Raw genomic sequence first — 20,953 nt, 5'->3', positions numbered from 1 at the left:
GGGCCGGGCAGGAGCCCTGTGGGAGACTGGGCCCATGCGCTTCTACCCTACGTTCTTCAAGGCCGTCTTCACCCGGATGGACCCGGAGCGGGCCCACCGGGCCGGCTTCCTCGGCATCCGGGCCGTGCACGCGAGCCCCCTCGGCGCGGCCCTGCGCGTGTACACCCGTCCCGACCCCGGGCAGGAGGTCCGGGCCCTGGGGCTGCGCTTCCCGTCCCCGTTCGGGCTCGCCGCGGGCTTCGACAAGGGCGCGGAGGGCATCGGCGCGCTGGCCGACCTCGGCTTCGGCCACGTGGAGATCGGCACCGTGACCGCGCAGGCGCAGCCGGGCAACCCCCGGCCGCGGCTCTTCCGCCTCGTGCGCGACCGCGCGGTCGTGAACCGGATGGGCTTCAACAACGAGGGTGCCGAGGTCGTGGCCCCGCGCCTGGCCGCGGCCCGCCGGGAGCTCGAGGCCGCCCGCGGCGACCGCGCCCGCCCCGTGATCGGCGTGAACATCGGCAAGACAAAGGTCGTCCCCCTCGAGGACGCGGTGGACGACTACCTGCAGAGCGCCCGCACGCTCGCGCCGCTGGCGGACTACCTGGTGGTCAACGTCTCCTCGCCCAACACCCCCGGGCTGCGCCAGCTCCAGGAGATCGAGAGCCTGCGGCCGCTGCTGGCCGCCGTCGGCCGGGCCGCGGACGAGGCCGCCGACCGGCACGTGCCGCTGCTCGTGAAGATCGCCCCGGACCTCTCCGACGAGGACGTCCTGGCGGTCGCCGACCTCGCCCTGGACCTCGGCCTGGACGGGATCGTCGCCACGAACACGACCATCGCCCGGGAGGGCCTCGGCCTGGTCTCGGCCCGGGCCGAGATCGAGGCGTGCGGCGCCGGGGGGCTCTCCGGGGCGCCGCTTCGGCGGCGCTCGGTGGAGGTGCTCCGGCTGCTGCGCGAGCGCGTGGGGGACCGGCTGGTCCTCGTCTCCGTGGGCGGGGTGACCACGGCCGAGGACGTGCAGGAGCGGCTCGACGCCGGCGCGACGCTCGTCCAGGGCTACACGGCGTTCCTCTACGAGGGCCCGTTCTGGGCGCGGCGGATCAACCAGGGACTGGTCGAGGCCGCCCGGCGCGGCCGCTGAGACGGCTCCGCCCCCGTGCCGGGACGGCACGGGGGCGGAGGACTGGGCGGGGCAGTCGGGTCAGGACGGACGCTGGCCGCGCTTGACCTGCGGCTTCGGCAGGCGCAGGCGGCGCAGGGTGAAGGAGCGCATCGCCGCGTACCAGCGCACGCCCGGCTCCACGGTGCCGTACTTCGCCTGGACGGCCTTCTTCATGCGCCCGGACATCAGGAAGGCGTCGAGGACCGCCACGATCATGAGCGCCCAGATCACGTACACGCCGTAGAGGGCCACGTTCTGGTTGGGGAACAGGAGCACGGCGATCGCGAGCAGCGCCACGATCATGAGGTACTCGCCGACGCTGTAGCGGGAGTCCACCCAGTCGCGGGCGAACCGGCGCTGGGGGCCCCTGTCCCGCGGCCCGAGGAAGCGCTCGTCGCCGGCCGCCATGCCGGCCTGGGCGCGCAGGCGCTGCTCCCGGGAGGCCTCCCGGGACTGGGCCTTGGCGGCCTTGCGGTCCTCGGGGACCAGGGGGCGGCGCCGGGCGGCCTCCTGCTCCTTGCGGCTGGGGGTGGGCCGGCCCTTCGCCGGCGTCTGCCGGGCGCGGGGCGCCCCGGGCGCTCCCGTCTCCGGGGCGGGGGGCTCGGCGGTCACCGACGTGGAGCCCGAGCGGTCTGCGTCCTTCTTGCGTCCAAACACCCGTCAAGGATAGCCGACCGGCCCGGCCTTCCCCGCGGCGGCGCGGACCGGGCGGACTAGGGTGTGGTCCATGGACCAGCCGCACGCCCCCGCAGCCCCCCGCAGCCCTCTCGCCCCCGTCCTCGTCGAGGCCGTCCGCGACGCCGTCCGCGCCGGCATGCCGCGCACCGTCCGGGAGCTCACCGAGCTCGTGGCGATCCCCGGCATCGCGTGGGACTCCTTCGACGCGCAGCAGCTCGAGCGCAGCGCGGAGGCCGTCGCCGCGCTCCTGGCCGGAGCGGGCCTCGACGAGGTCGAGGTGCTGCGCGTGCCGCTCGGGGACGCGCCGGGCCACCCCGCCGTCGTCGCCCGGCGGCCGGCCGCCCCGGGCCGGCCCACCGTCCTGCTCTACGCCCACCACGACGTCCAGCCCCCGGGCCGGCGGGAGCTGTGGTCCTCCGACCCGTTCGTCGCCGAGGAGCGGGACGGCCGGCTCTACGGGCGGGGCGCCGCCGACGACAAGGCCGGGATCATGGCCCACGTGGGGGCCCTGCGCGCCGCGGTCGCCCAGCTCGGGGACGACTTCGGCCTGGGGGTCACCGTCTTCGTCGAGGGGGAGGAGGAGGCCGGCTCGCCGTCCTTCCGCGACTTCCTCGAGGCCTACCGGGACCGCCTCGCCGCGGACGTCATCGTCATCGCGGACTCCGCCAACTGGGAGGTCGGCGTGCCCGCGCTCACCACGAGCCTGCGCGGCATGGTCGGCGCCGTGGTGGAGGTCTCCGTCCTCGACCACGCCGTGCACTCGGGGATGTACGGGGGCCCCGTCCTCGACGCCCCCACGCTGCTGGCCCGCCTGATCGCCACCTTCCACGACGACGACGGCGCCGTCGCGGTCGAGGGGCTGCACGCCGAGGACAGCACCTGCCTGGTCTACGACGAGGAGCGGTTCCGGGCCGACGCCGCGGTCCTGGACGGCGTGCGGCTGGCCGGGCGCGGCTCCCTCGCGTCGCGGCTGTGGACGCAGCCGGCGCTGTCCGTGACCGGGATGGACGTCACCGCCGTGGACGTCGCCGCCAACACCATCGCGCCCTCCGCCCGGGCCAAGCTCAGCCTGCGCGTGGCCCCGGGCCAGGACCCGGGGGAGGCCGCCGAGGCGCTCCGCCGGCACGTCGAGGCCCACGCGCCCCTCGGCGCCAGGGTGCGCTTCGACCTGGAGGAGACCGGCCAGTCCTTCCGCACCGACATGGGCTCCGACGCCGCGCGGATCGCCCAGTGGGCGCTGGGGGAGGCGTGGGGCCGGCCCGCCGTCGAGACCGGCATCGGCGGGTCCATTCCGTTCACCGCCGACCTCACCGAGGTCTACCCCGACGCGCAGATCCTGATCACCGGCGTGGAGGACCCGGACACCCGCGCCCACAGCGCCGACGAGTCCCTGCACCTGGCCGAGTTCGAGCGGGCGGTGGTCGCGGAGACGCTGATGCTGCTGGCCCTCGACGCGTCCCGACGGGAGTGACGGGCGGGCGACACGGCCGGACGAGACGGCCGGACGACGCGGGGCACGGGGCGGGAATGAACCGGGCGGCCGCGTCGTTGTGCCCCACGGTAGTCCCGCCGCCGGTCTCGACCCCGCGCGGCACCCCTCCACAGAAAGTGAGCATCATGAGCGTCACGACCGACAACGGCGCCGCAGTGGACGGCCTCCCCACCCACGGCGTCGCCCTGACCGAGGTCGCGTCCCAGAAGGTGCGCGCCCTGCTCGAGCAGGAGGGCCGCACGGACCTCCGCCTCCGCGTGGCCGTGCAGCCGGGCGGCTGCTCCGGCCTGATCTACCAGCTCTACTTCGACGAGCGGATCCTGGACGGCGACGCCGTGCGGAACTTCGACGGCGTCGAGGTGATCGTGGACAAGATGAGCGTGCCCTACCTCGCAGGCTCCACCATCGACTTCGAGGACACCATCTCCAAGCAGGGGTTCTCCATCGACAACCCCAATGCGCAGGGCTCCTGCGCGTGCGGCGACTCCTTCCACTGAGCCGTCCCCGCGTCCTCCGCCGAGGCCCGCTGCCCCTCGGGGCAGCGGGCCTCGGCGCGTTCCGGAGGGGTCCCGCCGGCCCCGCGGCGGGGCCTCGGGGGACGCCCCGCCGAAGCTGACACAGTGTCACCAGATGTCAGCGACTGGGGGTAAGCTCGAAGGGAAACAACCACAAGACTGTGTCCAGGCTCTGGGATCCGGGGCCTTCGGCGCGCAGACGAGAGCACGACAAGAAGAGGAAGGGCCGTCTGTGAGTTCGCATACACGAACCGACAGCCGCCGGAGCCGCGTGGCAAAGGTGTCCGCGGTAGCAGTCCTGGCAGCCACAGCGCTGACGGGATGCTCGGAAGAGGCGAAGCTCGGGTGGATGCCCACCGAGCCGGGCACCACTGACAACGCTGACATGATCCTCGACCTCTGGGTCGGGTCCTGGATCGCGGCACTGGGCGTGGGCCTGGTCACCTGGGGCCTCATGCTCTGGTGCATGATCGCCTACCGCCGCCGCAAGTACGAGACCGGCTACCCCCGGCAGATCGCGTACCACGCGCCGCTCGAGGTGTTCTACACCGTCGTGCCGATCGCCATGATCGTGTCCCTGTTCTTCTTCACGGAGCGCACCCAGTCCGAGATCACGGACCGGCACGACGACCCGGACGTCACCGTCCAGGTCTACGGCAAGCAGTGGTCCTGGGACTTCAACTACCTGGACGAGGACGTCTGGGAGAACGGGTCCCAGGCCCACCTGGACGGCCAGGAGGGCGCCCCCGAGCGGGTGCCGACCCTGTACCTGCCCGTCGACAGCGAGGTCGAGCTGGTGCTCAACTCGCGCGACGTCCAGCACTCCTTCTGGGTGCCTGCCTTCCTGGAGAAGATGGACCTGTACCCGGGCCGGACGAACTACCTCAGCTTCACCACGGGGCGCGAGGGCGAGTTCTACGGCAAGTGCGCGGAGCTCTGCGGTGAGTACCACTCCGAGATGCTCTTCAACGTCGCAGTCGTCAGCCAGGCCGAGTACGACGCACAGATGCAGGCCCTGCGCGACGCGGGCCAGACGGGCCAGCTCGGCGAGGAGTACAACCGCGACTCCTCCCCGGGTGGGGTCCGGCAGCAAGAAGACCCTGAGAACAACTAAGGAGTACCGGTGTCTACACTCGAGTATTCACGCGACGAGGCAGCCACTGTCGCTCCACGCGTGGTGCCCCGGTCCAAGGGACGGATCCTCGTCAACTGGATCACGTCCACGGACCACAAGACGATCGGGTACATGTACCTGATCTCCTCCTTCGCCTTCTTCTGCATCGCCGGCGTCATGGCGCTGCTGATCCGCGCGGAGCTGTGGGCTCCGGGGATGCAGATCCTGGAGACCAAGGAGCAGTACAACCAGCTGTTCACCATGCACGGCACCCTGATGCTGCTGATGTTCGGCACCCCGCTGTTCGTGGGCTTCGCCAACGTCATCGTGCCGCTGCAGATCGGCGCCCCGGACGTGGCGTTCCCGCGGCTGAACGCCCTGGCGTTCTGGTTCTTCCTCTTCGGCTCCCTGGTGGCCCTGGCGGGGTTCATCACCCCGCAGGGCGCGGCGTCCTTCGGCTGGTTCGCCTACACCCCGCTGTCCAACTCCTCGTTCTCACCCGGTGTGGGCGGTGACCTGTGGGTCTTCGGGCTGGCCCTGCAGGGCTTCGGCACGATCATGGGCGGGGTCAACTTCATCACCACGATCATCTGCATGCGCGCCCCGGGCATGACCGTGTGGCGGATGGGCCTGTTCACCTGGAACACGCTGATCACCTCGCTGCTCGTGGTGATGGTCTTCCCGCCGCTGGCGGCTGCGCTCTTCGCCCTGGGCATGGACCGCACCCTGGGCGGGCACATCTTCGACCCCGCCAACGGCGGGGCGATCCTGTGGCAGCACCTGTTCTGGTTCTTCGGCCACCCCGAGGTCTACGTGCTCGCGCTGCCGTTCTTCGGCATCGTCTCGGAGATCATCCCGGTCTTCTCCCGCAAGCCGCTGTTCGGGTACAAGGGTCTCGTGTTCGCGACCATCGCCATCGCGGCGCTGTCGGTGACCGTGTGGGCCCACCACATGTACGTCACCGGGGCGGTGATGCTGAGCTTCTTCGCGTTCATGACGATGATGATCGCGGTGCCCACCGGTGTGAAGTTCTTCAACTGGATCGGCACGATGTGGCAGGGCTCGATCACCTTCGAGACGCCGATGCTGTGGGTGCTGGGCTTCATGTTCACGTTCCTGTTCGGCGGTCTGACCGGGGTGATCCTGGCGACCCCGCCGCTGGACTTCCACGTCTCGGACACCTACTTCGTGGTCGCCCACTTCCACTACGTGATCTTCGGCACCGTGGTCTTCGGGATGTTCGCCGGGTTCTACTTCTGGTGGCCGAAGTTCACCGGCAAGATGCTCAACGAGCGGATCGGCAAGATCCACTTCTGGCTGCTGTTCCTGGGCTTCCACATGACCTTCCTGATCCAGCACTGGCTGGGCGTGGACGGCATGCCCCGCCGCTACGCCGACTACATGCCCGAGGACGGGTTCACCTGGATGAACCAGGTCTCCACCGTCGGTTCGATGCTGCTGGGCGTGTCCATGATCCCGTGGTTCTGGAACGTCTACACCACCTGGCGCAACGGCAAGAAGGTCGAGGTCGACGACCCCTGGGGCTTCGGCGGTTCCCTGGAGTGGGCCACGTCCTGCCCGCCCCCGCGGCACAACTTTACCTCGCTGCCGCGGATCCGGTCCGAGCGCCCGGCGCTGGACCTCCACCACCCGGAGCTGGCCGCGGAGTCCCCGCAGCAGTCCCCGGTCGACGACGCCGCCATGGCGACGCGGAAGGGCTGAGCATGAAACTCGCTATCAAACTGTTCATCCTGATCGGCGTCTTCGCCCTCCTGACCGGTGCGGTCTACGGCTTCCTGTCCGACTTCACGGACCTGGCCGGCTTCCCCGCGCTGCTCGCTGTGGGCCTGATGGCCCTGATGCTGGCCGTGTACCTGTGGCTCGTGGACCGGAACACCGGTGGTGTCCTGCCGGAGGACAAGCTCGACGGCGAGATCGTCGAGTCCGCGGGCGAGTACGGCCACTTCTCCCCGTGGAGCTGGTGGCCCCTGCTGCTGGGCATCGGCTGCACGCTGGCCGTCCTGGCGCTGGCCATCGACTGGTGGATCCTCATGCTGGGTCTGCCCGTCGTGGTGATCGGCCTCGTGGGGCTCATCTTTGAGTACTCCCGAGGCGACCACGCCCACTGATCGGACCGGCTGACCGCCGTTCCCGGACAGGCCCCGGACACCCATGGTGTCCGGGGCCTGTCCCGTTCCCGGGCCTCCGCGAGGAGCCCTGCGGTTCCCGCCGCCGGGCGGGGGCGGGGGTCCGGCTCCCGCCCGGGTGGACCCTGCTTCTCCGTCCGGCGGGCCGGGCGTCCGTAGACTGGTGCCCATGGACCCTCTCGACGTGGGCCGGGTCGTCGTGGGTATGGTGCTGCTCATCCTGGGGGGCGAGGTGCTGGTCCGGGGCGCCGCGGTCCTGGCCGTGCGCGTCGGGATCTCGCCGCTGGTCGTCGGCCTGACCGTGGTCGCGGCCGCCACCTCGTCACCGGAGCTGGCGATCGCCCTCGGCGCCGCCCTGGACGGCGAGTCCGCCCTGTCCCTCGGCAACGTGGTGGGCGCGAACGTCCTCAACGTGCTGTTCATCGTCGGCGTCTGCGCTCTTGTGACCCCTCTGGCGGTCACGCGGCAGCTCATGCGCTTCGACCTGCCGGTGATGGTGGCGCTGTCGGCAGGCCTGCTGCTCGTATCGCTCGACGGCCGGATCAGCGCCCTGGACGGAGCGGTGCTGTTCTGCGCGGTGCTCGTGCACACGGTGCTGACCGTGCTTCTCAGCCGGCGCGGTCAGGGTGCCCCGGCTCCCGGACCGGGTCTCACCGGCCAGGGCGGTCCGGAGGAGAGGGAGGTGCGGACTCGTCCGACCTCGACCGGGACGTCGCTGGTCCTCGTGCTGGGCGGTGTCGGGCTGCTGGTGGCGGGCGCCGCGTCGGTCGTCGACGGAGCCGTCAGCGTCGCCACGAACCTGGGCGTCAGTAGCCTCGTGGTGGGGCTGACCGTCGTGGCTGTCGGGACGACCCTCCCCGAGCTGGCGGCGTCGATCGTCTCGGTCCTCCACGGCGAGCGGGACCTGGCGGTGGGCGTGGTGGTCGGCAGCTGCATCCTCAACATCGGCGTGGTGATCAGCGTTCCCGCGCTGCTGTTCACGGGCGGTGTCCCGGTGCCACCGGCCGCGACGACCTACGACCTCCCGGTGATGGTGGCCACCGCGGTGGCGCTGCTGGCCGCCGCGTTCACGGACTCGGCCGTGGCCCGATGGGAGGGCGGGCTCTTCATGGTCCTGTATCTGGCCTACACCGGCTACGTCGTCCTGGCCGCCGCCGAGCACGACGCCCTGGACGGGCTCACGGCGGTCCTGGTGTGGTTCGTCCTGCCGGTGACCGCGGCCACGCTGCTCCTTTTCACCGCCCGGGAGGTCAGGGTGCGGGCGGGCCGGTCCGGCACAGCGCGGTCCGCGAACCCTCCGTAGGCGGACCGGGCCTGGCACGCCGACGGCACCTGCGGGACAATGTCCGGTGAGGCGTGTCGCCTGGTGAGGCGGTTGTTCGACATGATCCGACCAGTGACGTTCCGCCTTCGGCGCCCGGGCACCGCCCCCTCGGCCCCCGGCCGTACCCGTTCGGGTGAGCACGGGATGCGCCCGTGCTGGCACGCGTGCCCGGCCGCCGAGGTCGTGCGGCTCCTCGAGGTGGATCCGGCCGTCGGGCTGTCCGCCGAGCAGGTCGCCGTCCGGGCGGAGCGCCACGGCCGCAATGTCCTCGCGGAGGCCGCCCGGGTCCCGGGCTGGCGCAGGGTGCTCGCGCTGCTCTCGGACCGGATGACGCTCGTGCTCCTGATCGCCGCGGTGGTCTCGGCCGCCGTCTCCCGGGAGTGGAAGACCCCGGTGGTCATCATGGTCGTCGTCGCCTTCAACACGGTGCTCAACCACATCCAGGAGACCCGCGCCGAGAACTCCCTGGCGGCCTTGCAGCGACTGTCCGTCAGCACCTCCCGGGTGCGCCGGGACGGGCAGGTCACGGAGATCGACCGCGCGGAGCTGGTGCCCGGCGACGTCGTGGTCCTGGAGGCCGGTGACTCGGTGCCGGCCGACGGGCGCGTGCTGGAGGCGGCCCAGCTGCGGGCCGCGGAGGCGGCCCTGACCGGGGAGTCCCAGCCGGTGGACAAGGGGCCCGGCCCGGTCCCCGAGGAGGACGCGCCCCTGGGCGATCGCACCAGCATGGTCTTCGCGGGCACCGAGATCACGCAGGGGCGCGGCCTCGCGGCGGTCACGGAGACCGGGATGTCCACGGAGATGGGCGCGATCGCCGGGTTGCTGGGGAGCGCGGGTAAGCACCGCACCCCGCTCCAGCGCCGGATCGACCGCCTCGCCCGCCTGCTGACGACGATCGCGCTGGTGGTGGTGGCGATCGTCTTCGGGCTCGGGCTGGCGCGCGGCCAGCCGTGGTCCGAGCTGCTGCTGACCGCCGTGTCGCTGGCCGTGGCCACGATCCCCGAGGGCCTCCCCGCCGTGGTGACCTTCACCCTGGCGATGGGCGCCGGCCGTCTGGCCGGGCGCGGGGCGATCATCAAGCAGCTCGCGGCGGTGGAGACCCTGGGCTCGACCACCCACATCGCCACGGACAAGACCGGGACCCTGACACTGAACGAGATGACGGTGCGGCGGCTCGTGGTGGACGGCACCGCCTACCGCGTCACGGGGGAGGGGTACGCCGTCCAGGGCCGGATCCTCGGTCCCGACGACGCCGCGTGCGAGGCCTGCTCGGACGCCTTCCTGGCGATGTCGCTGTGCAACGACGCCACGGTCCGCGACGGGCAGCTCCTCGGGGATCCCACCGACGGCGCGCTGCTCGTGCTGGCCCAGAAGGGCGGGCTCGACGTGGAGGGCGCCCGGCGGGCGCACCCGCGCCTGGCGGAGGTGCCGTTCGACTCCGCCCATAAGTTCCAGGCCACGTTCCACGAGCAGGGCACCGGGTCCGGCGACGCCGCGGTCGGCTGCTACCGGGCCTTCGCCAAGGGTGCTCCTGACGTCCTGCTGAGCAGGTCCGCCCGGCTCCTCACCGCGTCCGGGGCCAAGCCCCTGACGGAGGACGACCGGGTCCGCATCCACGCCCACGTGGACGCCCTGGCCGGAGAGGGCCTGCGGACCCTCCTGATCGCCGGGCGTCGGCTCGACGCCGGCGACCTGGGCACGTCGTCGCTGTCCGACAACGGCCCCGAGCTGCGCGAACTGGTGACGGACCTGACCCTCTACTGCGTGGTGGGCATTCTCGACCCGCCCCGCACGGAGGCCGCCGAGGCCATCGCCGCAGCCCGCACGGCCGGTCTCTCCGTGCACATGATCACCGGGGACCACCTGCGCACCGCCGCAGCCGTCGCCGGCTCCCTCGGGATCCCGGGGGAGGTCGCCTCGGGGGCGGCGCTCGACGGGATGGACGACGCCGAGCTCGCCGAGCGGGCGCCCGGCTACGGGGTGCTCGCGAGAGTCGCTCCGGACCACAAGCTTCGCTTCGTGCAGGCGCTGCAGACGCGCGGGCACGTCGTCGCGATGACCGGCGACGGCGTCAACGACGCCCCGGCGCTGAAGCAGGCCGACATCGGCGTCGCCATGGGCATCACCGGCACCGACGTGTCCAAGGGCGCGGCCCGCATGATCCTCACGGACGACAACTTCGCCACGATCGTGGCCGCCGTCCGGGAGGGGCGCGGCATCTACGACAACATCCTCAAGTTCGTGCGCTTCCAGCTGTCCACGTCCTGGGGGTTCGTCCTGCTCTTCCTGACCTGTGGGGTGCTGGGCATCGCCGGCGGCGCCCCGTTCACGGCACTGCAGATCCTGTGGGTCAACATCATCATGGACGGGCCTCCCGCCCTCGCCCTCGGCGTGGACCCCAGCGACCCCGACGTCATGCGGCGCGCCCCGCGCCCCGCCGGGGAACCGCTGCTGACCCGGGGCCGGGTGGCGCGCATCGTGCTCGCGGCGGTGGTGATGACAGTCGGCACTCTGGCTGTCCTGGTCTCGGCGGGCACCTGGTTCCCCGGCATCTCCGCGGCCGAGACCATGACCCTGGGCTTCACCACGTTCGTGCTCTTCCAGGTCTTCAACCTGCTCAACGTCCGCTCCGAGACCCGTTCGGTGTTCTCCGCGCGCACCTTCACGAACCGCTCCGTCTGGGTGGCGCTGATCGCCGTCGTGGTGCTGCAGGTCGCCGTGGTCCACACCCCGGTCCTCCGCGGTCTCTTTGACACCGCGCCGCTGAGCTCGCACCAGTGGCTCGTGGCCGTGGCCGTCGGCTCCGTCGTCCTGTGGGTCGAGGAGCTGCGCAAGCTGGCGGGGCGGGCGCGCCGCCCGGCGCGCCGCTGATCTGTGGTCCAGGCGCAACGGGGGCCCGGAGCAGCGGGTCCGGCTCGCGGTGGGTGGGCGCGAGCGGCACCGGCCGGCCACGGTCGTGGTCAGCCGCGCAGCGTGCGCCTGGGATTCTCGCCGTAGGTCCGGCGGTGGCGGCGGGCGAAGTCCCCAGCGTGGGCGAACCCCCAGCGCAGCGCGATCATGCCCACAGTGTCGCCGGCGGAGGGGTCCCCCCGCACCAGGTCCTGGTGGGCGGCGGCCAGCCGCAGGCCGCGCAGGTAGGCGGCCGGGGTCGTACCGGTGTGCGACCGGAACGCCCGGGTGAGCTCCAGGGCGCTCAGGCCCACGTGGCGGGCGACGTCCTCGACGGTGATCGGCAGCGACAGCGAGGCGTGCATGAAGCCCACGGCGCGCCGGTGGGCGTCCTGCCTGGCGGCGGCGGAGATCCGGCGGGGCCGCGGGTCCCCGGCCAGGGGGAAGGTCTCCAGCGTGGCGAGCGACATCCGACGCAGCAGGTCGGCCCGCAGCAGCGGCACACCGACCACGGCGGGGTCCGTCAGGGCCTGCTGGACGAAGGCGCAGGTGTCCGTCCAGAACTGCTCCCGTGCCCGGGAGACCGGGCGGGGGGCGTCGAAGACGATCTCCAGCTTCTCGTCGCCGTAGACGGTGCGGGCGGTCTCCCGCAGCGCCGAGACGCTGAGATTCACCGAGTCGACCTCCAGCAGCTCGAGCACCGCCCGGTAGTCCTGGAGCGGCTGGATCAGCATCAGACCCGTGCCGTGGTGGCCGCCGACCTCCCAGTGGTGGACGCCGCTCCGCCCTCGGACCACCGTGAAGGTGTCCTCGAGCACGAGGCTCACGCGTCCGTGGCCCCCGAAGTGAAACCGGCCCAGCGCGAGGTCGTGGTCGCCGTCCACCTCCTGGCGGTACACGAACGCGGGACTGTCCCGGGGCGTGCGCATCTCCGCCCCCGCGTAGGTCTGGCGGAGCCTGTGGCCCGCCTCCTCGGGGTCGGTGGTCGCGACGCGCAGGCGGACCGGCTCCGCTCCTGTCACGGCCGGCTCCTGGCGGAACCGGCCGACTCCACGCCCGGCTGGTGCGGAGCACCGGCGGCACGAACGTCCGCGCCGCCCCGGGCCGTCGAACAGGAGAGCGACACCGCATCGGCAAGCATGCCGTTCAGGGTACCCGCACACGGGTCACCGGCCCAGAGCCGGGGTCGGGGCGCACCGCCGGGGTCCCGGGGGCCGGAACGGTCCGGCCGGGCGGCTCAGCCGTGCAGGGTGCTCGAGGGCGCGTGTCCGAAGCGCTCCCGGTAGGCGGCGGCGAACCGTCCCCGGTGGGCGAAGCCCCAGCGCGCGGCGACGGCCTCCACGGTCGCCCCGGTGGTCGGGTCGGCGGCCAGCAGGTCCCGGTGGGCGGCCTCGAGGCGGGCCTCCCGCAGGTAGGCCGTCGGGGTCGTGCCCAGCTCGCGGCGGAAGGCGGCCTGCAGCCCGCGCGGGCTCATCCGCGCGGCGCCGGCGATCTGCGCGAGGCCGATGCTCTCGTCGAAATGGGCGTCGACGAACGCCACGGCCCGCCGGATCGCCGCGGGGGCGGCACCGGAGGCCTCGGGCACAGCCGGGCCGGTCAGGAAGGTGTTCGGGAAGGTGTGCAGCAGCGCGGTGATCAGGGACCGGACCATCTCCGACCGGATCAGCGGGCTGCTCATCACCTGGCGGTTGGGCAGCAGGTCCCGGTGGAGGTGGGCGAGCGTGTCGAGCCAGTACCGGGCCATGACCGGGCTCACCGGGCGGGTGCCGGTGAACTGCAGGTGGAACGACTCCGCGCCCAGGAGCTGCCGGGCCTGCTCCGCCACCGCGGCGCCGTCCACGGACACCGTCAGGAGGTCCAGGTCGTGCCAGGAGCTGGTGGACGGGTGCTGGGGGAACAGGAACGGCGACCTGCGGGGGAGCCGGTCCCGGTCGCCGGCGTCGCTCAGGGCGCCCTCCAGCACGTGACCCACCCGCACCGTCCCGGTGTCCTCCGCCGATCCGACGACCGAGGAGCCGCCCAGCCGCAGCCGTCCGTAGGTGACCGGTCCCGTGCCGGCCGAGGTGAGGGCCATGTAGAACTCCCCGTCCGAGGCCCTGCGCGCCTCCCGCAGCGCGTAGACCTCCACAAGCTTCGCCAGGCCTTCGGACGAATCCCGGGTGGTGAAGACCGACCGCTGCACCTCGTGCTCCATGTCCTGCACGCTACGCCCCGCCGGGCATCCCGTCGATACCTTCTCGTCGCGATCGTCCGTCTGCTCGGAGCGGTGCGGGGGAGCGGATATGACAGGGCCCCGGGAGGAAAGTCCTCCCGGGGCCCTGTCGGGTGAGCGTCCGGTCAGCGGACGAGCTCCCGGTCCTGGGGACCGGCCGTGACGGCCTCCGCCTCGTGGTGGTGGTGCGCCGCCTCGAGCTCGGCCGGGGTGACCGGGGCGACGCGGTCCTCGAAGAACCAGCGGCTCAGGCGGCCGCGCAGCTTCTCGGTGCCCGTGATCCTGCCCTTGCCGTTCGGCTGCGGCGGCTGGACCTGGTAGTCGGGGAAGTCGACCAGGCGGTACCGCTTGTACTCGTCGAGGGGCTCGTGCACCTCGATGAACTCGCCGTGCGGCAGCTGCTGCACCCGTCCCGTCTCGCGGCCGTGCAGGACGATCTCGCGGTCCTTGCGCTGCAGGGACAGGCAGATCCGGCGCGTGATGATGAACGCCAGGATCGGTGCGAGGAAGTACGCCGCGCGCAGCCAGTAGATGACGTCGTTCAGGGACACGTGGAAGTGCGTCGCGATCAGGTCACCGGAGGCGGCGACGAGCATGACGGTGTAGAAGGTCACGCCGGCGGCACCCATGGCGGTGCGGAAGGGCGCGTTGCGCGGGCGGTCCAGGATGTGGTGCTCGCGGTTGTCCTTCGTGACCCAGCGCTCGAGCCACGGCCAGGCGGCCATGAGGGCGAACAGGACCATGATCGGGACCATGGGCAGGAGGACGTTCATCGGGATCGACATGCCCCAGAAGGTCCACTCCCAGTTCCACGGCCAGGTGCCGGGCATGAGTCGCACGGCGCCGTCGGTGAAGCCCATGTACCAGTCGGGCTGCGAACCGGCCTGCACGGGGGAGGGGTCGTACGGCCCGTAGTTCCAGATCGCGTTGATGGTCGTGGTGCCCGCCATGAGCGCCATGATGCCGAACACGATGAAGAAGAAGCCGCCCGCCTTGGCCGCGTACACCGGGCCGACGGGGAAGCCGACGACGTTGTTCTCGGTGCGGCCCGGGCCGGGGAACTGCGTGTGCTTGTGCACGACGACCATGAACAGGTGCACGACGATCAGCATCAGGATGACGGCCGGGATGAGCAGCACGTGGATGATGTACAGGCGCGGGATGATGTCGTGGCCGGGGAACTCTCCGCCGAAGAGGAACATCGACAGGTAGGCGCCGACGATCGGGATCGCCTTCAGGATGGCGTCGGCGATGCGCAGGCCGTTGCCGGACAGGACGTCGTCCGGCAGGGAGTAGCCGGTGAAGCCGGCGACGATGGCCAGGAGGAACAGGCCCACGCCGACGAGCCAGTTGAGCTCGCGGGGGCGGCGGAACGCGCCGGTGAAGAACACGCGGAGCATGTGCACCGACACGGCCGCGGCGAACACGAGCGCGGACCAGTGGTGGAGCTGGCGCAGGAACAGCCCGCCCCGGATGTCGAAGGAGATGTCGAGGGTCGAGGCGTAGGCCGCCGACATCTCGACGCCCTGCATCGGCACGTAGGAGCCCTCGTACTCGAGAGCAGCCATCGACGGGTCGAACCACAGCGCGAGGAACGTGCCCGAGAGCAGCAGGATGACGAAGGTGTACAGCGCCACCTCACCGAACATGAAGGACCAGTGGTCCGGGAAGATCTTGCGCCCGAACTCCTTCACGATCGGCGACATCCCCACACGGGTGTCGACGAAGTTCGCGATCCGGCCGGTGCCGGTCTGCGCCTTGTACTCGTAGTCAGTGGACGTGGACATCAGTTTGCCTCACCCTGCATCTCTTCGACATGGGTACCTCGCTGCGAGTAGGTCGGACCGACCGGCTCCTGGAAGTCGCTGCGGGCCACGAGGTAGCCGTCGGCGTCGACCGTGATGGGCAGCTGCGGGAGGGGACGGGCGGCGGGCCCGAAGATGACCTCGCACTCGTTGACGAGGTCGAACGTGGACTGGTGGCACGGGCACAGCAGGTGGTGGGTCTGCTGCTCGTAGAGGGCCACCGGGCAGCCGACGTGGGTGCAGACCTTCGAGTACGCGAAGATGCCGTCGACGTTCCAGTCCTCGCGCTCCGGCGAGACGTTGACCGTGTCCGGGTCCAGCCGCATGAGCAGGACCACGGACTTGGCCTTCTCGTCCAGGTAGCCCTCGTTGTGGCCGATGGAGGCCAGGTTCTCGGGGACCACGTGATAGGTGGAGCCGAGGGTGACGTCGGCGGCCCGGATCGGGGTGCCGGAGGGGTCGCGCACGAGGCGGACGCCCTCGTCCCAGAGGGTCTGCCGCAGGACGGCGAGGTTGGTGGGACCGAGGTCCTTGAGCAGGCCGACGAAGGGCAGGGGAGCGAGGACCGCCGCGCCGATCAGGGTGTTGCGCAGGAGCGGGCGGCGCTTGATGCCGGACTCGTCGTAGATCGTGGTCAGGATGCTCTGCGCCTCGGCGCGCTGCTCCTCGGTGCGGACCTCGTGGCGCTCCTCGACGAGCTCGTGGTCCGGCATGAGGGTCCGGGCCCAGTGCACGATGCCGATGCCGATGCCGAACATGCCGAGGGCGATGCCGAGGCCGAGCAGGAGGTTCTGCAGCCACAGGGCGGTCGTGGCGGAGGTGTCCGTCACGTCGTAGATCGGCCCGTCGACCCGGACACCGAAGTACCCGATGAAGAACAGGATCGATCCGAGGATGGAGATCAGGAACAGCAGCACGACCTGCCGTTCGGCGCGCTTGGCCGCCTTGGAGTCGACGTCCGTCAGACGCGGGCGGTGCGGGGGCAGTCCGGGGTCGGGGAAACGCTCCATCGCCGTGGTGCCCGTAGTGGCAACGGTTCCCGACTGGGGGGTGCCGTCACTGTGGCTTCCCATGTGGTCCCTCATTCTTCTCTTGGTGCAGTTGATCGTAGCTTGGGGGTCCGACATCTGGTGCCGGCGATGAGCGTCAGGCGGAACGCGAGGTGAGCCAGACGGTGAACCCGATGATGACGGCCAGACCGATGGACCAGACGAACAGGCCCTCGGAGACCGGGCCGAGCGAGCCCAGGGCGAATCCGCCGGGGCTCGGAGCGGTCTCGAGCGTCTTCAGGTAGGTGATGACGTCGCGCTTCTCCTCGGGAGTGATGTTCGCGTCGTTGAACACCGGCATGTTCTGCGGGCCGGTCTGCATGGCCTCGTAGATGTGCTTCTCCTCGACCTCCATGAGGGAGGGGGCGTACTTGCCGCGGGTCAGCGCGCCGCCGGCGCCGGCGGCGTTGTGGCACATCGCGCAGTTGGCCAGGAACACCTTCGCGCCGTTGGCGGCGTTGCCCTCGGCGACGTCGAGGTACTCCTGCTCCGGCACGTTCGGGCCGGCGCCCAGGGTGGCCACGTAGCCCGCCAGCTGCTGGACCTGCTCGTCGTCGAACTGGACCGGCTTCTTCTCGGCCTGGGGGCCGTTCATCTGCATGGGCATGCGGCCGGTGCCGACCTGGAAGTCGACGGCTGCGGCACCGACGCCCACGAGCGACGGCCCGGACGGCGTGCCGGCGCCGTCCATGCCGTGGCAGGTGGAGCAGTTGGCGAGGAACAGCTTCTGGCCCTCCTCCACGTCCTGCGCAGTGTAGGTCTGTGTCTGGGCCTTGGCCTCGTTGGTGGTTGTGGCAACTGCGTAGAGCCCACCGGTGAGGAGCAGGGCCAGGACCATCAGTACGAGGACTGCGAGAGGGTGGCGCCGCTGTTGCGAAAGTGCCTTCACGTCAAACGTTCCTTTAACTCGGTTTTGGTTTGCTGGGGACGTCCCCGGGACGACGTGGACTACCGGAGGAAGTAGACCACGAGGAAGAGGACGATCCAGACGACGTCCACGAAGTGCCAGTAGTAGGACACCACGATGGCCGAGGTGGCCTCGAAGTGGCCGAACCGCTTGGCGATGAACGCCCGGCCCATGATGAACAGGAACGCGACGAGACCGCCGGTCACGTGCAGGGCGTGGAAGCCGGTGGTGATGTAGAAGGCCGAGCCGTAGGCGTGCGCCGGGATGCTGATGCCGTGGGCGACGAGCTCGGCGTACTCGAAGGCCTGAACGGCCACGAAGATCGCGCCCATGATGAAGGTCAGGGCGAACCACTCGATCATGCCCCACTTGGTGATCTGGAGCACGCCGCCCGTGCGGCGGGGCTGGAGGCGCTCGGCGGCGAAGACGCCGAACTGGCAGGTCACGGAGCTGGAGACCAGGATGATGGTGTTCACGAGCGCGAGCGGAATGTTCAGCTTGGCGGACTCCTCGGCCCAGAGCTCCGGAGAGGTCGAGCGGAGGGTGAAGTACATCGCGAACAGGGCGGCAAAGAACATCAGCTCGGAGGCGAGCCACACGATGGTGCCCACTGAGGTCAGATTGGGCCGATTGATCGACCCGCCTACCGGCTTGGCTGGGGTTTGGGTTGCAGTCGTCACAGAGACATTATGTCGCCAAAACTCCCAGCGGACCAACCACGGGTTCGATCGGTGCGTTGGCGTGTCATGAGGCCCGGGATCGCCCCGACCAGGCCCTCCGGCGGCACGGCGCGGCCGGGGGTGCGCACGGGAGGTCTGGGTGTGACGACGGGCACCTCCGCGGTGGGCGATACGATCGGACGCGTGAACATGACGACCTCCACGACCTCAGCGACCTTCGAGTGGCCGGATCTGATCACCGCGCTGATCTCCGGCACCGACCTCACCCGTGACCAGGCCTACTGGGCCATGGACACGATCATGTCGGGAGAGGTTCCCGACGCCGTGATCGCGGGCTTCCTGGTGGCGCTGCGGGCGAAGGGCGAGACGGTCGAGGAGCTGACCGGCCTCGCGGACGCGATGGTCGAGAACGCCCGGCCGGTGGACATCCCCGGGCCGGCGCTGGACATCGTCGGCACCGGCGGCGACCGGCTGTCCAGCGTCAACATCTCCACCATGTCTGCGCTGGTCTGCGCCGGCGCCGGCGCCAAGGTTGTCAAGCACGGCAACCGGGCCTCGTCCTCGAAGTCGGGCTCCGCGGACGTGCTGGAGGCCCTCGGGGTCCGCCTGGACATGCCCGTGGAGATGGTTGAGTCCGCGGCGCAGGCCGTGGGCATCACGTTCCTGTTCGCGCAGACGTTCCACCCGTCGATGCGCTTCGCCGCCGCGGCCCGCAAGCAGCTGCGCGTGGCCACCGCCTTCAACTTCCTGGGGCCCATCACCAACCCCGCCCGGGTTGAGGCCTCCGCGATCGGCGTGGCCGATCGCGCTCTGGCACCGCTGATCGCCGGCGTCTTCGCGGCGCGCGGGGACCGCGCCCTCGTCTTCCGCGGTGGCGACGGCCTCGACGAACTCACCGTCACCGGGCCCTCCGAGGTGTGGGAGGTGCGCGACGGCGCCATCGAGCACCACGACCTCGAGCCGCTCGACTTCGGCATGCCGCGGGCCACCATCGAGGACCTGCGGGGCCAGGACGCCCAGTACAACGCGCGGGTGGTCGAGCGGGTGCTGGCGGGGGAGAAGGGGCACGTGCGCAACGCCGTCCTGCTGAACTCCGCCGCCGGGCTCGTCGCCTACGACCCCCACATGGTGGGCACCTTCCACGACCGGATGGCCGCGGCCGTGCGCCGGGCCGAGGAGTCCATCGACACCGGCGCGGCGCGCGCCGTGCTGGACCGCTGGATCGCGCACACCACGCGTTGAGCGCGGACACGCAACCCCTCGGGACGACGGCGGAGGCCGGTGAGCTGCTCGCTCACCGGCCTCCGCCGTCGTCGGTGCCGGATGCGGCGCGGCGCTCCTGGCGTCAGTCGATGCCGAGGGAGAACGCGGCGTCGAGGTCGTGCTTGCTGTAGGTGCGGAACGCGATGTTGGTGTTGGTGCCCACCACGCCGTCGACCTTGGACAGCCGGTCGGCGATGACGTCGGCCAGGTCCTCGTGCTGGTGCACCCGCACGATGGCGATCAGGTCCCAGTCGCCGGTGACCGAGTACACCTCGCTGATGCCGGGGATGTCGGAGATCTGCTCGGCGACCTCGGGGATGCGGTCGGCGGTGGTCTTGATCAGGACGATGGCGGTGAGCATGGGGCGCCTTTCGGGGACGGGGCCGGACGGGGCCGGCGGAACGGGGCGGTCTTCAGCCGGAGCGGCGGGAACGGAGCCCGCGCACCAACTGCACCAGGACGCGGGGGCCGAGCAGGAAGACGGCGAGCACCCCCAGTGTGACCAGGACGAAGCTCAGGGCGGTGCCCTCGCCGACGAGAACGCGCAGGACCATTCCGGCGGCCACGGTGGTCAGCCACAGTGCGACGCCGCCGGGCCACACGGAGAAGGGCGCGCGGCGCACCCGCCACACGGTCCAGCCCACCAGCAGTCCGGCGAGGAACGGCCAGGCGGTCTCGAGCACTCCGGCCGGATCGAGGGCGTGGGCGCTGCGGCCGAGGCTCGCGAAGAGGAGGATCAGCGCCACGTCCACCGTGAGGGCGATCGGCCAGGACACGGACCGTCCGGGCCGTGCGTCGGGCGGAGTGGTGGCGGGGGCCGGGGTGTGCATGCTCGCAGTCTAGTCGGGGGCTGGCGGGTGGGGGTGCGGGTCGGTGGGTCCTGCCCGGCCCCTCGGCCCCTCGGCCCCGTGGCCCGGAGTTCCGTATGGCCGGTGATGGAGCAGGCCCCGTCCGGAGTGCTTCCCTGTGGGGTCCCTCGGTCCTGGTCATGGGCTGAACGCTCCGGTGGAGGCTGAACGTTGACCCTCGCTGCCCTTCGCCCAGTGTCTCAACCAGCACTGGATGGTTGGGGGTTGCTGGGTGGGTCACTGGGTGGTGTTGCTGGGGGTCGGGGGGTTCGTCGGTTCGGCCTGCGCGGGGGTGATCCCTGTCGCGCCCCTGCCGGGTGGTCTCCTGGGCAGGGGTGGTGCGTGGGGGGTGCTGGTGTGGCCGGGTGGGGTGGGGTCGGGGGCCCGGTTTCGGGACCGTGCCTGTGGACCGTGCCGGGGGGCTGTGGCCGGGTGGTGCGAGGGCCTCGCACGGTGGGGGTGCGGGGCCCTCGGGTGGTTGCGGGGGCAAGATTTGAACTTGCGACCTCTGGGTTATGAGCCCAGCGAGCTACCGAACTGCTCCACCCCGCGGCGACGGTCCGACTATACGCCCCTGCCCGGCCGGAGGGCACATCTGGCCGGCCCGCGGGCCCCCCGGGGGTGGGCCCGGCACCCGCGGCGCCGGTGGGCCCGGCACCGACGGGACCGGTCCGCGTCCCTGATCGGCCGTGCCCCCGGTTGGGCCGTGCCCCCGGGGTGTGCCGCACCGCGACGGACGATCCCGGCCCGTGCCGGTGCCGTGCGGGTGCGGGCGGGCTCGGGGAGAGGACGGGGTGCCGTGGTGTCACCGTGGTACCGGTGCGGGCCCTGTCCCGGGGGGTGGGTGGGGGTCTGGGAGACTGGGTGGGTGGCAGGGAAGGGACAGGGA

18 protein-coding genes and 1 tRNA gene are annotated in these 20,953 nt (G+C 71.4%); 9 read left to right on the top strand and 10 right to left on the bottom strand.

The window, feature by feature from the left end:
* The first annotated feature begins 34 nt into the window (after positions 1-34).
* Positions 35-1,120 carry a quinone-dependent dihydroorotate dehydrogenase gene (locus tag IEW07_RS11155; protein WP_188537227.1) on the top strand — a complete coding sequence of 362 codons (1,086 nt, stop codon included), beginning with the start codon at positions 35-37 and terminating at the stop codon, positions 1,118-1,120.
* A gap of 60 nt (positions 1,121-1,180) precedes the next feature.
* Here IEW07_RS11155 and IEW07_RS11150 read toward each other — a convergent pair whose 3' ends face one another.
* Entirely contained in the window at positions 1,181-1,798 is a 618-nt protein-coding gene (locus IEW07_RS11150) for a DUF3043 domain-containing protein (RefSeq protein WP_188537225.1), read from the bottom strand.
* A 70-nt stretch (positions 1,799-1,868) separates the two neighbouring features.
* Here IEW07_RS11150 and IEW07_RS11145 point away from each other — a divergent pair, with 70 nt between their 5' ends.
* The 7 genes from IEW07_RS11145 to IEW07_RS11115 all read left to right on the top strand — a co-directional run bounded on the left by IEW07_RS11145 (position 1,869) and on the right by IEW07_RS11115 (position 11,282).
* Positions 1,869-3,290: a dipeptidase gene (locus IEW07_RS11145; protein ID WP_188537223.1), complete on the top strand. Its 1,422-nt coding sequence runs from the start codon at positions 1,869-1,871 to the stop codon at positions 3,288-3,290.
* Between the two features lie 146 nt (positions 3,291-3,436).
* The gene (locus IEW07_RS11140) at positions 3,437-3,808 is read left to right on the top strand and encodes a HesB/IscA family protein (protein ID WP_188537221.1); all 372 of its coding nucleotides are present in this window, start codon (positions 3,437-3,439) and stop codon (positions 3,806-3,808) included.
* Between the two features lie 250 nt (positions 3,809-4,058).
* On the top strand, positions 4,059-4,940 hold the full coding sequence (gene ctaC, locus IEW07_RS11135) for an aa3-type cytochrome oxidase subunit II (RefSeq protein ID WP_229741784.1): 882 nt from the start codon (positions 4,059-4,061) through the stop codon (positions 4,938-4,940).
* A gap of 9 nt (positions 4,941-4,949) precedes the next feature.
* Complete coding sequence (gene ctaD, locus IEW07_RS11130) at positions 4,950-6,662, top strand: aa3-type cytochrome oxidase subunit I (protein ID WP_188537217.1); 1,713 nt, start codon at positions 4,950-4,952, stop codon at positions 6,660-6,662.
* 2 nt (positions 6,663-6,664) lie between these two features.
* Entirely contained in the window at positions 6,665-7,069 is a 405-nt protein-coding gene (locus tag IEW07_RS11125) for a cytochrome c oxidase subunit 4 (RefSeq protein ID WP_188537215.1), read from the top strand.
* A 187-nt stretch (positions 7,070-7,256) separates the two neighbouring features.
* A complete protein-coding gene (locus IEW07_RS11120; RefSeq protein WP_188537213.1) occupies positions 7,257-8,390 on the top strand; it encodes a calcium/sodium antiporter in 1,134 nt (377 codons plus the stop codon).
* 165 nt (positions 8,391-8,555) lie between these two features.
* Complete coding sequence (locus IEW07_RS11115) at positions 8,556-11,282, top strand: cation-translocating P-type ATPase (RefSeq protein ID WP_188537211.1); 2,727 nt, start codon at positions 8,556-8,558, stop codon at positions 11,280-11,282.
* 89 nt (positions 11,283-11,371) lie between these two features.
* On the opposite strand, the gene IEW07_RS11110 is transcribed toward IEW07_RS11115, so the two are convergent.
* The 6 genes from IEW07_RS11110 to ctaE form a co-directional block, all read right to left on the bottom strand.
* Positions 11,372-12,322: a helix-turn-helix transcriptional regulator gene (locus IEW07_RS11110; protein WP_188537209.1), complete on the bottom strand. Its 951-nt coding sequence runs from the start codon at positions 12,320-12,322 to the stop codon at positions 11,372-11,374.
* 215 nt (positions 12,323-12,537) lie between these two features.
* Positions 12,538-13,494: a helix-turn-helix transcriptional regulator gene (locus tag IEW07_RS11105; RefSeq protein WP_188537207.1), complete on the bottom strand. Its 957-nt coding sequence runs from the start codon at positions 13,492-13,494 to the stop codon at positions 12,538-12,540.
* 143 nt (positions 13,495-13,637) lie between these two features.
* A complete protein-coding gene (qcrB, locus tag IEW07_RS11100) occupies positions 13,638-15,299 on the bottom strand; it encodes a cytochrome bc1 complex cytochrome b subunit (RefSeq protein ID WP_188537205.1) in 1,662 nt (553 codons plus the stop codon).
* Positions 15,299-16,390 carry a cytochrome bc1 complex Rieske iron-sulfur subunit gene (qcrA, locus tag IEW07_RS11095; RefSeq protein WP_188537203.1) on the bottom strand — a complete coding sequence of 364 codons (1,092 nt, stop codon included), beginning with the start codon at positions 16,388-16,390 and terminating at the stop codon, positions 15,299-15,301. The genes qcrB and qcrA overlap by 1 nt, the downstream gene beginning before the upstream one ends.
* Before the next feature lie 73 nt (positions 16,391-16,463).
* The gene (gene qcrC, locus IEW07_RS11090; protein WP_188537201.1) at positions 16,464-17,255 is read right to left on the bottom strand and encodes a cytochrome bc1 complex diheme cytochrome c subunit; all 792 of its coding nucleotides are present in this window, start codon (positions 17,253-17,255) and stop codon (positions 16,464-16,466) included.
* A 59-nt stretch (positions 17,256-17,314) separates the two neighbouring features.
* Positions 17,315-17,953 (bottom strand): aa3-type cytochrome oxidase subunit III, encoded by a 639-nt coding sequence (ctaE, locus tag IEW07_RS11085; protein WP_188537199.1) that lies wholly within the window; start codon positions 17,951-17,953, stop codon positions 17,315-17,317.
* Between the two features lie 189 nt (positions 17,954-18,142).
* Here ctaE and trpD point away from each other — a divergent pair, with 189 nt between their 5' ends.
* Entirely contained in the window at positions 18,143-19,195 is a 1,053-nt protein-coding gene (gene trpD / locus IEW07_RS11080) for an anthranilate phosphoribosyltransferase (RefSeq protein WP_188537390.1), read from the top strand.
* Positions 19,196-19,298: 103 nt separating this feature from the next.
* On the opposite strand, the gene IEW07_RS11075 is transcribed toward trpD, so the two are convergent.
* From IEW07_RS11075 to IEW07_RS11065, 3 genes are all read right to left on the bottom strand, one after another.
* Entirely contained in the window at positions 19,299-19,577 is a 279-nt protein-coding gene (locus IEW07_RS11075; RefSeq protein ID WP_188537197.1) for an Lrp/AsnC family transcriptional regulator, read from the bottom strand.
* Positions 19,578-19,629: 52 nt separating this feature from the next.
* Positions 19,630-20,046, bottom strand: a complete 417-nt coding sequence (locus IEW07_RS11070) for a DUF3054 domain-containing protein (RefSeq protein WP_188537195.1) — start codon at positions 20,044-20,046, stop codon at positions 19,630-19,632.
* A gap of 493 nt (positions 20,047-20,539) precedes the next feature.
* A tRNA-Met gene (locus tag IEW07_RS11065) sits at positions 20,540-20,616 on the bottom strand.
* Positions 20,617-20,953 lie beyond the last annotated feature (337 nt).

This window comes from Kocuria dechangensis (genome assembly GCF_014636775.1).
Lineage (GTDB): Bacteria > Actinomycetota > Actinomycetes > Actinomycetales > Micrococcaceae > Kocuria > Kocuria dechangensis.
The sequence above is the reverse complement of the archived record's forward strand: the minus strand, read 5'-3'. Positions and strand labels throughout refer to the sequence as shown.

Bases quoted from the DNA above. Each gene is read 5' to 3' on its own strand.
- IEW07_RS11155 (WP_188537227.1), top strand. From the start codon at position 35: ATGCGCTTCTACCCTACGTTCTTCAAGGCCGTCTTCACCCGGATGGAC.
- IEW07_RS11145 (WP_188537223.1), top strand. From the start codon at position 1,869: ATGGACCAGCCGCACGCCCCCGCAGCCCCCCGCAGCCCTCTCGCCCCC.
- IEW07_RS11140 (WP_188537221.1), top strand. From the start codon at position 3,437: ATGAGCGTCACGACCGACAACGGCGCCGCAGTGGACGGCCTCCCCACC.
- IEW07_RS11125 (WP_188537215.1), top strand. From the start codon at position 6,665: ATGAAACTCGCTATCAAACTGTTCATCCTGATCGGCGTCTTCGCCCTC.
- IEW07_RS11120 (WP_188537213.1), top strand. From the start codon at position 7,257: ATGGACCCTCTCGACGTGGGCCGGGTCGTCGTGGGTATGGTGCTGCTC.
- IEW07_RS11115 (WP_188537211.1), top strand. From the start codon at position 8,556: ATGCGCCCGTGCTGGCACGCGTGCCCGGCCGCCGAGGTCGTGCGGCTC.
- IEW07_RS11105 (WP_188537207.1), bottom strand. From the start codon at position 13,494: ATGGAGCACGAGGTGCAGCGGTCGGTCTTCACCACCCGGGATTCGTCC.
- qcrB (WP_188537205.1), bottom strand. From the start codon at position 15,299: ATGTCCACGTCCACTGACTACGAGTACAAGGCGCAGACCGGCACCGGC.
- qcrA (WP_188537203.1), bottom strand. From the start codon at position 16,390: ATGGGAAGCCACAGTGACGGCACCCCCCAGTCGGGAACCGTTGCCACT.
- trpD (WP_188537390.1), top strand. From the start codon at position 18,143: ATGACGACCTCCACGACCTCAGCGACCTTCGAGTGGCCGGATCTGATC.
- IEW07_RS11075 (WP_188537197.1), bottom strand. From the start codon at position 19,577: ATGCTCACCGCCATCGTCCTGATCAAGACCACCGCCGACCGCATCCCC.
- IEW07_RS11070 (WP_188537195.1), bottom strand. From the start codon at position 20,046: ATGCACACCCCGGCCCCCGCCACCACTCCGCCCGACGCACGGCCCGGA.